The following is a 13,077-nucleotide window of genomic DNA, read 5'->3' on the forward strand; positions in this document are numbered from 1 at the left end:
ATGAATCTGGTTCTTAATGAATGACCCTTCCACCTTCGTTCAAAAAGACCTGTGAGGCAGAAAGATCCGCTTCTTTAATCAGCTTGCTCATAAGCGTAAGCTGACTGGAAATGCTGCTGACGCCCACGGTATTCATGCCAGTAATGTTTGCCGCTGATTCATCCCAAAGTTCCTCTAAACAAGCCTTATGCTCCGTCATCAGAATAATCAGCCTTTTGCGCGTTCCGGCTTCAACGACCACAGCCGTAACAGGCTTTTCTTCCAAAGAGAGCAGCTTTCCAAAATCCTTGTTGCCTCCTGCGAAATCGATGGAAAGCACTTGGTAGTAACATACCGCCCCGCAACCCGGAAGCGGCATATARCGTTTGATCTCCTCCTCATTGGGCGAGGTCAGCGCATCCAGAAGGAGCTGATTGCGTGCCGCGCTTCTTTTGGAGAAATGCATGGCAAGCTCCTCAATAAACGAATCTGCCATATCTACGTCCAAAGGCTTCAGGAAATAATTAAGGGCGCCGTAGCGCATCGCTTCCTGGGCATATTTAAATTCCGCGTATCCGCTAACGACGATAAACTCCGTGTCCAAATCATGCGATTTAGCTCTTTTCATGAGCCCAAGTCCGGAAATGTCCGGCATCCGTATATCCGTAAATACCAGGTCAGGTTTCTCTGCTAGAATAGCCTCCCACGCTTTGTAAGCGCTTGTAAATTGCCCTATGATTTCAAAACTGTACTTACCCCAGTCAAAGGCGTTGCGAATTCCTTTTATCGCCCACGACTCATCATCAACGATCATGACCTTGTACATGGGTATCCTCCTGAACATGTGGATTTCTTCGAGATAATAGCAAAGATTTTCGGGAATAGCAATCTAAATACGGATAAACCGTGGGTAAACGGTTTATCCGTATCTTATGAATTATTTGCTGCTTGCCTTGATTTCTCTGTAATGCTTCACGTTCTCTTCTTGAACCGCTTTACCGCCAGCGTCCATATATTCTTTCACCAGCTTGTCATACAAGGCGTCGAATTCGGCCGGCTTGACAACAATCAGCCGATCCATCATTTGCTTGTTCATGTCACCCAACGTTTTGCCGTACTTGATGCTGGCTTCGTTCGGAACCCCGTAGTAGAAACCGGTAAAGCCGTCTGTCGTATTGATCTTGTAGGAATCGACAGCCAATTGCTCGTAGGCCTTATCTCCGGTTGCCAAGGCTGCAGCGTACGTTTTGACATTTTTCTCGGTATCGCCCTGCTCCGCACCGTTTACAACCAGCGTATAATCCAGATTGAGATTGCTCATCTGCATATTTTCGCCGGTTTGCGCAATCCATTGTGGGATGTCGTCCACCATGTGTGGGATGTCGTCCACCATGGTATGATTGACGCCCTCTTCGCCGAACTGCAGGAAGAACAGCACTTCAGGAGTAGCCATCCAGTTCAGATACTTCATAGCCAGTTCCGCATGTTTGCTGCTTTTCGGAATAAAAGAGAAAAGTCCATTTTCATTATACGTCTCTTTGATATATTTTCCTTCCGCGTTCTTGAAGGCATCGATCGGAACATAGTTCGCGTCCGGCGCGTTTTGTTTCAGCGGTTCGCGAATTTTTGAAGTAAACGGATAATCCCAGTTGGCCCCATAGAAGCCTACCTTGCCGTTCGTTACGTCGGCATCCGCTTGCTTAGCCGTCTTGTCCAAAGCAAAGTCGGGGCTGATCAATAGTTTCCGCCGTATTATTATGTATTTATCGTGGGTCCAAAAATAGCTATACGAGTCCAGCGTTATTCCATAAGGAATAAGGGCTGATTTTTTTGTTTTCTGCGGTAACAACGCATCAGTCTCCGCTTTCCCATTGCATGAGCGAATATTCCCCTATCGATCCGTTATCCCGTCCATGACGGCATATAAACTGCTTCGGGGAGCAACCAAAATGTCTTCTAAACAACTGATAAAATTGAGCCGGGCTTGCAAATCCCACTCTGCCGCTGATTTCGGTTACCGACCAAGACTCCGTGAGTAGAAGCTGCGCGGCCCGCTTCATTCTCCGCATTTGCACATAAGACGTAAACGTCATTCCCATTCCTCTCTTAAACAGCTTGGCAAAATAACTGCCGTTGTAGTTCAACTCCCTGCCGATATCGGCGATCAGGCAAGACGTCTCCAACTGCTGCTCAATCAGCGCTAACGCAGGCCGCAGTTTTTCCGCCAGATGCGGGTCCATCGGCGCAATAACCTTCCTGTCATCGATTTGAATCAGCGTATACAAAAGCATTTTGAAGCTGGCATTAACGGCGAGCTCGTATCCTCTTTTCTTGGCCGTAATATCCTGGAGCATTCTATTGAGCAACTCAAAGGCTTGTCCCTTTGAGCCGGACTCGCTTAACGGCTCGTACAGCGTCGTCAGATTGGCGGATTTGCCGGTAAAAGCCGCATAATACGTCAGCAGGGACGGGTCCATAAAAGCGGTCATATCAACGTGGCACACGATGTATATCAGTTCGGAAGTTCCGTATTTATGGGATCGATGAAGCTCATTTGAGCCTAACAGCATCACATCGCCGCCTTGCAGCGGATAATGATGATTCGTTGTTTCAATGGCCATCGTGCCCTTCAGAACAGCAATCCACTCCACTTCCTCATGATAGTGCCATGGTCCGTATTCCTCGGAGGTTAATCTTTGGTGGTTAATCTTCCATATTTTCATGCGAAAATAAGGATCGGCGTAATCGACCTGTTCCTTGTCATAAGCACTGAAACTCACCATCATTTTCTTGCCTCCACATTGGCTATAGTGCCTTTATCGTATCATGAATGTCCGTTTTCAAGACAAAGGAATCGGCTATCAAGAGGCTTTTTCGGGCACCTTGCCTTTACAATAAAGAGAAAATGCCATAGCCTAAGGAGCCGTCCGACATGAATGACTATCAGCGTCTTTCCAATAATCATGACTTGAACCTGCCTTCCTGGGGACCTTATGCCAAGCAATATATAGGTATTTCCCACATTAACGATCCGTCGAAAGGCGTTCGATTTGATTTAAGCTTAATGCCCGGATTCTATCGGCGAAAAATAGACATTCCTAATGTCTTATGGGAATCCGGCTATCATCCCTGGGAGGCTTCGCCGGATTTCAGCCATTTCTCCCATCGTCATGAACTCGAATGGAAGGACCGCGTCTACGCGGATATATCGTTCAGCCGGATTGATGAGCAGAGCCGGCTTATCCGCGTTAACTTCGCCAATCAAACGGAGTATCCGCAAAATCTGGTGCTAAACGCGATGGCTTCGCTCCAGCCTCCCCGGCTGCCGGGACACGGCGAAGTCCAAATCTTCGCGGAAGCACGGCTTCCTGATGGAGCAAAATGGGTAAATGCGCTGGATTACAAGGAATTGATCTTTGCCAAGCCGCGGCCTGCAAACGGTCTTGTCTACGACGGATTGGCGCGCGGGGAAATTCGCGGACAGCATTTTACGGGCGGATCGGCTGTTGGCGGTTCATTCGGAACGGATCCCGGAGATCTGCTCCGATATGAGATAAACCTCGAGACCTCCCTGAAGGACGCCGTGTTCCTGCTGCGCGGTCAAGCCATTCGAGGAGTGGAGCTCGAGCTTCGGCTCGGGGAGCAGGAGTACCGGCTTCATCTGGAACCATCCGGCAGCTTAACGTTGTCAGAACTGCATATCGGGAACTTGCCTGCAGGAAAAGTTGCCGTTAGTCTTCGCACGCGGAGTGCTAACCCGCTTGTTCTTGACGGCTTTACGCTTGTCGAGCAGCAGACTTCCGAAGAGGTTGCGTTCGTGGATCTCCCTTGGGGCTTGGAACCGAAACTACTGAAAGGTCCCGTTCCCGGCAGTCTTATTCTTCATTATCCGGATAACCCCTGCTATTACGGCTTGTTGTGGAATTATCCCGATGCGGAGATCAGACAGTTCAGAACGGACGAGCTTGATCAATTCGCCCGTTACACGGTGCACAATCATGTGAGTGCTATTTTGCAAGGCAACGGAAAAGGAAATTATACGAATGTGTTTATGCGTCCTATTCCCCTAAACCCGGCTTCATCCCTTGTTCTTCACGGCATGGTGTGCGGCGGGACTTTGGAAGAAGTACATGCCCGTCTGGCATGCTTTGCATTGGATGCCAGCAGCTGCGAGTCTATCTATCTAGCGGAACGCAATAAGCTGGAGTCTCCTCCCGCTTATCCTTCGGGCGACCGATATTCCTTCAGCCAGCAGCTCATGCGGGCGACCTTGCTGACCAATACGGTTTTCCCGGTCTACACCAAGCGACAATTTATTCGTCACAACACGCCGGGGAGATGGTGGGATTCCCTGTACACATGGGATTCCGGGTTTATCGGACTTGGCTTCGCCGATCTCGATGACAGCCGGGCGATTGATTGCTTAAATGCTTATATGACGGAGCCGGGAGATCCTGAAGCAGCCTTTATTCATCACGGCAGCCCGGTTCCCGTGCAGCATTATTTGTTCCACGAGTTATGGAACCGCAAGCAGTCTCCAGAGTTCCTTAACTATTTCTACCCGAGGTTACAGCAATACTACTTATTCCTTGCAGGCAAATTGAATGGTTCAACAACGGACGTATTTCAAACCGGTCTGCTTCAAACCTGGGATTATTTCTATAACTCCGGGGGATGGGATGACTACCCTCCTCAGAAATACGTGCATGAGCAAAAATTAGAAGATAAAGCAGCTCCCGTCATTGCGACGAGTCAGCTCATACGAATCGCCAAAATCCTTAGGATGGCGGCGGCATCTTCTGATGATTGGGATATAGACATCCAGGAATACGAGAAGGATATCCGTAGATGGAGCAATGCCCTTGACGCTTATGCCTGGGATGAGGAGACCGGCTATTACGGCTATGTGCTGCATAACGAAAAAGGAGAATACGAAGGTCTTCTGCATCACGGCTCCGGAGCGAATTACAATAGGGGAATGGATGGTTTATACCCGCTCCTGGCAGGGATCTGCAGCAAAGACCGTGCCCGGCGTCTGATTGAAGCCTTGTTTGACGAACAACGTTTCTGGACGCCAATCGGGTTATCCACCGTTGATCAAAGCGCCCCGTATTATCGGGCAGACGGTTATTGGAACGGTGCGGTCTGGATGCCTCATCAGTGGTATTTCTGGAAAACGATGTTCGATTACGGTTATCCGGACCTCGCTTACCGTATTGCAAACACGGCGCTGGAATTATGGAAACGCGAGACCGAAGCCACTTACAATTGTTACGAGCATTTTATCGTGCAGTCGGGATGCGGCGCAGGCTGGCATCACTTCGGAGGGTTATCGGCGCCTGTCATCAATTGGTTTGCGTCCTATTATCAGTTGGGTAAGGTTACGACAGGCTTTAACGTCTGGATGCTGCAGCAACGCATTAAGGATGACTTTACGGAATATCAGGCAGAGTTTCATTACGCCGGACAATCCGATCAGCCCTTTCATATACGGGTCAATCTGGCCGAAGGATTCGAATACGAGGCTAACTGCACAGGATGCGAAGTCGTATGCACAAGCCACCCTGACGGAGGAGTGGAGCTCATGATAACCAACTGTCTGTCGCAAGCGTCGATCCGGATTCAGCCCGCTGAATAAAGGTAAAGGCCTGAATACGCCATTCAGGCCTTTACTAGTTGCCTGCTATTCCAATGACGGAATCTTAACGACTACAATTGTTCCATAGCCAATCCGGCTTTCTATGGTGATCCCATAGCGCTCTCCGAAAAGGAGCCGAAGCCTGTTATGGATATTGGTTAATCCGATGCTTTGCGACGGTTGGCCGTCTTGCGCGCGTTCCGGATAATCCGTGTCCAGCTTAGCCTGGAGAGCGGCCAGCTCCTCCGGTTCCATTCCTTTTCCGGTATCCCTGATACAGAAGCACACATCCTCCTGCTCATCCATGCTCCCGGTAACCTCTAGCCGCCCCCCTTGGTCCATCCGCTCGAGCCCGTGATAGACGGAATTCTCGACAATAGGCTGGAGAATCATCTTTGGGGTTCTCAACTCAAGCAGCCGCTCTTCCACATCCACGTTCATAGAGAATTTATTATCATACCGAATAGAGATAATCTTTATATAGGCCTGAATACAGTCCACTTCTTCCTTGATCTGCACAAGCTCATCTTGCTTGATGCTGTACCGGAAAATTTTGGACATGCTTGACGTCATTTGCGCGATTTCCCTGCTTCCGTATTCCAATCCGATGCTGCTGATGCAATTCAGCGTATTATACAGGAAATGCGGGTTGATCTGGCTCTGCAGGGCAGAAAACTCCGCTTGCTTCTGGCTGAGCTCGGATTTGTACAATCTGGCTTGGGTATTAAACATATCCCTTGTCATTTCCTCCATCTCATCCATCATCCGATTGATATCGCGAGCCAGCGAGCCTACTTCATTGGTAGAGCGGACTTTAATTCGGAAGCCCCTGTCCCTTCTCCCTACCCTCTTCATATCCATAACAAGCCCCATCACCGGATTCATCAGGCTATTCATGAAGAAAATGCCCATCATAATCAGAATGAGAATAATCCCGATCCCCACGATAATGCTGACCTTCCTCATAGGGTTCATGTCCGCAGTTAGTTCATGAACCGGAATCAAACTAACAATTCGCCACCCATCCGCCTGCTCCAAACCTTTGACCTGAACGAGAATACGTTCACCGTCGATGGTTGTATTCACGCCGTTAAGCAGGTTGTCCTTATTCATAGACAGTACATCCTTGAACAACATTCCTCGTGTCTTGGCATTCGTGGACGCAATAACCTCATCCTGGCTGTCCAAAATGTACAAAGTGGTGTGCGGCGTCAATTCCGTATTTTCCACAAGCCCCTGAAGCTTGTCCATATTAACCATTACGGTGAAATAACCCGTTATTTGCGAGAAATAGATGCCACCAATAGATTCCACAATCGGCGCGATATAAAAAAACTGTTCCGATCCCGTGCTATCGTCTTTTAAAGTAGTGGTGAACTGCCCCTTTTCCCGAAGCGAAGGGTCCTTCTTATACGTCCGGATAAAGCTGTCGTAGCGTTTGAGAAAGAAAATATCGCCGCCCGATGAATCCAGACTGTAAAGCTGCTTCCCCCGAACGTCATCAATGACGATTCCGCTCACATACGAATTAAAGGATCTCATATAATCCATGAGATCCAGTGCATAATTACCGCTATCAAACGCCCTTTTGTAATCATCATCCACTACGGTATATTCCTGAATCAGTTTGCTGTTGACCGCAATGCCGGTGCTGACCCGGATATCATTAAACACGGTATCAATCTTGCTTCGCGTTTGCTCTATCATTTGGTTTCCAAAATTGGCGGCCCTATTCTGGGTTAGATGAGAGAAGCTATTGAAGAAATACAACACCATGACTGTAAATATAACGATAGCGAAAAAAAAGATAAGCCATATCTGATGTTTCAATTTCAGTCTACTGGTCTTCATGGCCTGCCGCTCCGTTCATCGTTAACTGCTTTTTCTGAATTTAGAAGGCGTTATTCCGCAATGTTTCTTGAAAACCTTATTGAAATAGTAGTATTCCACATACCCGGTCTGAATGGCGATCTCCTCGATCGACAGGTCCGTTTTCCTCAACAACTCGCGGGCTTTCTTAATCCTGAGCTCCGACACGTATTCGGAGAAGGTTTTGCCCAAAATTTTCTTGAATAATTGACAGCAATACACCTGATTAATATAGAACTGGGCGGACAAATCTTTCAAATACAATTTCTGTTCATAGTGACCGTCGATATAGGCTACCATTCGTTTAAAGCAAGATACAATGTCCCCTTCCTGCAACGGTCGGTTGTTCCCTTGCGTAATGGAAGCGAGGACGTCATGCAAAAAGCTGCACAAAGATTCGAAGTGTTCGAATCGTTCTTTAATCTCGGAATAATTGAGGAATTCCATTTCCATATCCTTCAATTCTTCGGCGTAGGCGTTTATAAGGATCCCGACTGCCTGGTTCCATAAGTAGACAACCTCGCTCATGCCGAGCTGCTGTTCTTTGAAGTATGCCTGCAGCCCGTTTATGTACGCATCCATGTCGCCAGGCTGGTCCTCCCGAACGATCCGATTAATCTCTTCGATACATGGTTTCACCAAATGAACCTTCGGTTTGTAATGAACGACCCTTCCAACTTCGTTCAAAAAAACCTGTGAGGCAGACAGATCCGCCTCTTTAATCAGCTTGCTCATATGCGTTAGCTGACTGGAAATGCTGCTGACGCCCACCGTATTCATGCCAGTATTGTTCGCGACTAATTCATCCCAAAGTTCCTCCAAACAAGCTTTATGTTCCGTCATTAGAACAATCAGCCTTTTACTTGTTCCGGATTCAACTACCACAGCCGTAACAGGCTTTTCTTCCAAAGAGAGCAGCTTTCCAAAATCCTTGTTGCCTCCTGCGAAATCGATGGAAAGCACTTGGTAGTAACATACCGCCCCGCAACCCGGAAGCGGCATATAGCGTTTGATCTCCTCCTCATTGGGCGAGGTCAGCGCATCCAGAAGGAGCTGATTGCGTGCCGCGCTTCTTTTGGAGAAATGCATGGCAAGCTCCTCAATAAATGAATCTGCCATATCTACGTCCAAAGGCTTCAGGAAATAATTAAGCGCGCCATAGCGCATCGCTTCCTGGGCATATTTAAATTCCGCGTATCCGCTAACGACGACAAACTCAGTGTCCAGATTATGCGATTTGGCTCTCTTCATGAGATCAAGTCCGGAAATGTCCGGCATGCGTATATCCGTAAATACCAAGTCAGGTTTCTCTGCTAGAATAGCAACCCACGCTTTGTAAGCGCTTGTAAATTGGCCTATAATTTCAAAACCGTACTTATCCCAGTCAAAGGCGTTGCGAATTCCTTTAAGCGCCCACGACTCATCATCAATAATCATGACCTTGTACATGGGTATCCTCCTGAACTTGTGGATTTCTTCGAAATGATAGCAAAGCTTCCCAGTAATAGCAATCTAAAATACGGATAAACCACAGTCATTAGCAAACGATGGTTTATCCGTATCTTATGAATTACTTACTGCTCTCTTTAATTTCTCTGTAATGCTTCACGTTCTCTTCTTGAACCGCTTTACCGCCAGCGTCCATATATTCTTTCACCAGCTTGTCATACAAGGCGTCGAATTCGGCCGGCTTGACAACAATCAGCCGATCCATCATTTGCTTGTTCATATCACCCAGCGTTTTGCCGTATTTGATGCTGGCTTCGTTCGGGACGCCATAGTAAAAGCCGGTATAGCCGTCTGTCGTGTTGATCTTATAGGAATCAACAGCCATTTTCTCATAGTCTTTATCTCCGGTCGCCAAGGCTGCCGCGTACGTTTTGACATTTTTCTCGGTGTCGCCCAGCTCCGCGCCGTTAACAACGAGCGTATAATCCAGATTGAGATTGCTCATCTGCATATTTTCGCCGGTTTGCGCAATCCCTTGCGGGATGCCGTCTACCATCGTGTGGTTGACGCCTTCTTCGCCGAACTGCAGGAAGAACAACACTTCCGGATCGGCCATCCAGTTCAGATACTTTATAGCCAGTTCCGCATGTTTGCTGCTTTTCGGAATAAAAGAGAAAAGTCCGTTTTCGTTATATGTCTCTTTTATATATTTCCCTTCCGCGTTCTTGAAGACATCGATAGGAATATAGTTCGCATCCGGCGCATTTTGTTTCAGCGGCTCGCGAATTTTTTGCACCATCGGATAATCCCAGTTGGCCCCATAGAAGCCTACCTTGCCGTTCGTTACGTTGGCATCCGCCTGCTTAGCCGTTTTGTCCAAAGCAAAGTCGGGGCTGATCAGTTTTTCCGCGTACAGCTTATTCAGCCATTTATACGCATCCTTGTTGCCGGGCTTCAGCCAGTTGGTGGTGGTAACGAATTCTTCCTCCGACATAGGACCCCAGAAGGATGGAACCAGATTGCCAAAGGTGTAGTTCATGCCGGCAGCCGCAGTCGCCCACGGAATGACGCCATTTACATTGCCGGGGTTCTTGTCGCGGAAGGCAACGAGCGTATCGTACAATTCTTCCTTGTTCGTCGGAACAGGCAGTCCAAGCTTATCGAGCCAATCTTTGCGGATAAACAATCCGTTCCAGGCAAGCAAAGTCCGCTTCGCCGGGATGGAGACCTGTTTGCCCTCGTATTTCCCGTAGTCAAGAACGGTATCGCCGAGATAAGTTTTCAATTGCTGGCCATCCTTCTCGAGCAATTCGTCCAGCGTATAAAGGCCATTGTTTTTGGCAAAACGGGTTACGGTCGTACCGTCGTAGGTGAAGGAAATATCTGGCGCTTCGTTGGCAGCCATGAGTACGTTCAGCTTGTCGACTTCCTGGGAACGAGGCACGGAAACAAATTTTACGACGGCGTTATTAGGCTTACCGAATTTTTCGTTGACGTATTTGGTCCACGTGTTGTTATTCAAGTCCGACTGTCCTTGAATCCCTCTATCGAACACTTCTACAGTCAAGGTTTCAACGGGACCAGAAGAAGCTTCTGCAGCCGGGGATCCACCGTTTGATGCCGCCGGTTCATTATTGCCGTTATTCCCACCGCAGCCTGCCATAACACCGACAAGCAGCGCTGTGCTAAACAGAATGGCTGCTTTTTTCTTTGTACCAGTATTCACTTAAAACCACCCTTTCAAATGATAGATATGAACTGATTCTTATCGCAAAGCCTCTTTACATCCACCAGCCCAGCCCGGCAATCACCCCTTTCCATCCGAATTTTATCCTTATCAGCCCTTAATGGCTCCCGTCATTACGCCGTCTACGAAATACTTCTGCAGCTTGGGATAGATGAGCAGGATCGGTATGGTCGTAAACATAACGCTGGCCGCTTTCAATGACTCGGGCACAATGAAGGAGCCGGCGCTTCCTTCTCCGCCTTGCTGGCTGTCCAGCTGCTGATTGGCCGAAATGATCTGGTACAGCTTCATCTGCATCGGATACAGATTTTTATCCGTAATATAGAACAGCGCATCCTGGAAACCGTTCCATCTGTCTACCGCATAGAAGAGGCTTAACGTGGCGATCGATGGTAGCGACAGAGGAAGCACGATTTTCATGAGAATGCCCAGATCCGAACAGCCGTCAATCGCAGCCGATTCTTCCAGACTTTCTGGAAGGTTGGTGAAGAACGTCTTCAGGATGATTAGGTTAAACACGCTCATGGCGCCCGGCAACACCAAGCTCCACACCGTGTTCATCATCCCCAGGTTTTTAACCAGTATATAAGAAGGAATCAAACCACCGCTGAAATACATGGTGAAGACCAATGCCGACAGGATAAAGTTTCTTCCCATCAGCCGCTTTTTTGTCAGCGGATAAGCTCCGCAAATGGTCAGGAACATACATACCACGGTGTAGAAAACCGTAAGCAGAATACTGTAACCAAGCGTATACAGCATCTCCACGTCGCTTAAGATGGTTTTGTACGTTTCGAGGGTGAAGCCCACCGGCCACAGCCCTACCTTTTGAGAGATAATCGCTTCGTTGGAGCTTAAGGAAAGCGCAATCATATAAAGGAACGGAACGATACACGTGAAGGATAACGCCACGATAAATACGATAATGACGATATCCGCCACGCTCATTTTTTTCTTTTTGCCTAAACTGCTCGCCATGCTCACCATATCCCATCCTCACCCAATTTCTTCGCGATATAGTTAGCACCAATCAGCAGGATTAGGCCAACGACGGATTGGAACAATCCTACCGCAGTCGCTTGGGAGAAATCCCCCGAACTAATACCAACTCTGTATACGAATGTACTAATCACGTCGGAGTAATCGCTGACTAATGAATTGCCCATTACAAACGGTCGATCAAACCCTATGGAAACCATTCTGCCAATCTGGAGTATCAGCAAAATATTGATCGTTGACTTAATGCCGGGCAGCGTAATATGCCATACTTTGCGAAGTCTGCTGCATCCGTCAATATCGGAGGCCTCGTACAATTCCTTGTTGATTCCCGTCATTGCCGCCAGATAGATGATCGTTCCCCAGCCGATATGCTGCCATACGCCAACAGAGATATAAGTCATTAACCAAGGCACCTTCTGCGACAGAAACTCGATCTTCGCAAGGCCCAGGTTCGCCAGGAACGTGTTGACCATGCCGCTGTTGGAGAACATCAGATAGACCATGCCGCCAATAATCACCCAGGATAAAAAGTGAGGCAGATATAATACGGTTTGCGTTATTTTCTTAAATTTCGCCATTCTCACTTCATTGAGCAAAATTGCTAGAATAATCGGCGCCGGGAAGCCCGCGATCAAGTCATAAACATTCAGCAGCAGCGTATTCTTGAGCGCACGGTAGAAGCTGTCCTGCTGGAAAATGAACTCAAACACATCCAATCCAACCCACTCACTCCCCTGTATTCCCGCAAAAATATTGTAATCTTGAAAGGCCATAACAACGCCGTAGATCGGGGCATACTTGAAGATCAGGATAAAGGCAAAGGGCAGCAGTAGAAGAGCGTATAACCATTTGTCTCTTTTGACGTTGTGAAGAAATTTATTTTTCTTGTTAATTGAAGCGTAGTCTTGTTCTAAAACCGCTTTCATTTCTTTCATCCTTCCGGCTGTATTAAGAGGAGCTCTCATATTTTCATTATAGCTACCGGGGAAATTATAAAAATGTACTTTTATAAATGAATTTGGTAATAACTTATAACCGTGGCGACATAAGTCATGCGGGCTTAAGCAGCCACCTACGCGTATAAAAACAAGCGACGTCAACTGACGGTACACGTCATCCAGTGCTTCGTTGCTGGAGAACTGAAAAGCTAGCTCTGTTCGGTAGCCGACTGGATGTTCCCAGCCATCAAAAACACGCTTTACCGCTTCCACCATATCGAATGCAAACACAATTCCTTCTTGCTCCACGTCTACGTGATGCGCTTCGTCGGCGCTGTCCGGAATAGACAGCCCCAGCACACGATAAAAATCCAACGCCCTCTTCATCTCTTCTACGTAAATCGCGACTCGTTGAACTGCTCCTGTTTTATTACTAATAAGAACCATTCTTGCACTAA

The 13,077-nt window shown here is 47.8% G+C and carries 9 protein-coding genes; 1 reads left to right on the forward strand and 8 read right to left on the reverse strand.

The window, feature by feature from the left end:
- Window positions 1-13: 13 nt before the first annotated feature.
- The 3 genes from ADU23_RS33815 to ADU23_RS27150 all read right to left on the reverse strand — a co-directional run bounded on the left by ADU23_RS33815 (window position 14) and on the right by ADU23_RS27150 (window position 2,765).
- Complete coding sequence (locus tag ADU23_RS33815) at window positions 14-805, reverse strand: response regulator (protein ID WP_053376616.1); 792 nt, start codon at window positions 803-805, stop codon at window positions 14-16.
- Window positions 806-916: 111 nt separating this feature from the next.
- Entirely contained in the window at window positions 917-1,828 is a 912-nt protein-coding gene (locus ADU23_RS27145) for an extracellular solute-binding protein (protein ID WP_269433138.1), read from the reverse strand.
- A 4-nt stretch (window positions 1,829-1,832) separates the two neighbouring features.
- A complete protein-coding gene (locus tag ADU23_RS27150; RefSeq protein WP_053376617.1) occupies window positions 1,833-2,765 on the reverse strand; it encodes an AraC family transcriptional regulator in 933 nt (310 codons plus the stop codon).
- 146 nt (window positions 2,766-2,911) lie between these two features.
- On the opposite strand from ADU23_RS27150, the gene ADU23_RS27155 reads away from it, so the two are divergent.
- Complete coding sequence (locus ADU23_RS27155; protein ID WP_053376618.1) at window positions 2,912-5,617, forward strand: MGH1-like glycoside hydrolase domain-containing protein; 2,706 nt, start codon at window positions 2,912-2,914, stop codon at window positions 5,615-5,617.
- 45 nt (window positions 5,618-5,662) lie between these two features.
- On the opposite strand, the gene ADU23_RS27160 is transcribed toward ADU23_RS27155, so the two are convergent.
- The 5 genes from ADU23_RS27160 to ADU23_RS27180 all read right to left on the reverse strand — a co-directional run bounded on the left by ADU23_RS27160 (window position 5,663) and on the right by ADU23_RS27180 (window position 12,607).
- Window positions 5,663-7,324, reverse strand: a complete 1,662-nt coding sequence (locus ADU23_RS27160) for a cache domain-containing sensor histidine kinase (RefSeq protein WP_231637544.1) — start codon at window positions 7,322-7,324, stop codon at window positions 5,663-5,665.
- Between the two features lie 165 nt (window positions 7,325-7,489).
- The gene (locus tag ADU23_RS27165; RefSeq protein WP_053376620.1) at window positions 7,490-8,935 is read right to left on the reverse strand and encodes a response regulator transcription factor; all 1,446 of its coding nucleotides are present in this window, start codon (window positions 8,933-8,935) and stop codon (window positions 7,490-7,492) included.
- Window positions 8,936-9,056: 121 nt separating this feature from the next.
- Window positions 9,057-10,661, reverse strand: coding sequence for an extracellular solute-binding protein (locus tag ADU23_RS27170; protein WP_053376621.1), 1,605 nt, complete (start codon window positions 10,659-10,661; stop codon window positions 9,057-9,059).
- A gap of 111 nt (window positions 10,662-10,772) precedes the next feature.
- On the reverse strand, window positions 10,773-11,669 hold the full coding sequence (locus ADU23_RS27175) for a carbohydrate ABC transporter permease (protein WP_053376622.1): 897 nt from the start codon (window positions 11,667-11,669) through the stop codon (window positions 10,773-10,775).
- Window positions 11,663-12,607, reverse strand: coding sequence for an ABC transporter permease (locus tag ADU23_RS27180; protein ID WP_053377851.1), 945 nt, complete (start codon window positions 12,605-12,607; stop codon window positions 11,663-11,665). Before ADU23_RS27180 ends, ADU23_RS27175 begins: the two co-directional genes overlap by 7 nt.
- Between the last annotated feature and the right edge of the window lie 470 nt (window positions 12,608-13,077).

Origin of the sequence: Paenibacillus sp. FJAT-27812, assembly GCF_001273905.1 — a bacterium.
Classification (GTDB): Bacteria; Bacillota; Bacilli; order Paenibacillales; family Paenibacillaceae; genus Pristimantibacillus.

Coding starts and splice junctions, on each gene's coding strand:
- ADU23_RS27150 (WP_053376617.1), bottom strand. CDS start 2,765: ATGATGGTGAGTTTCAGTGCTTATGACAAGGAACAGGTCGATTACGCC.
- ADU23_RS27155 (WP_053376618.1), top strand. CDS start 2,912: ATGAATGACTATCAGCGTCTTTCCAATAATCATGACTTGAACCTGCCT.
- ADU23_RS27160 (WP_231637544.1), bottom strand. CDS start 7,324: ATGATAGAGCAAACGCGAAGCAAGATTGATACCGTGTTTAATGATATC.
- ADU23_RS27165 (WP_053376620.1), bottom strand. CDS start 8,935: ATGTACAAGGTCATGATTATTGATGATGAGTCGTGGGCGCTTAAAGGA.
- ADU23_RS27175 (WP_053376622.1), bottom strand. CDS start 11,669: ATGGTGAGCATGGCGAGCAGTTTAGGCAAAAAGAAAAAAATGAGCGTG.
- ADU23_RS27180 (WP_053377851.1), bottom strand. CDS start 12,607: ATGAAAGCGGTTTTAGAACAAGACTACGCTTCAATTAACAAGAAAAAT.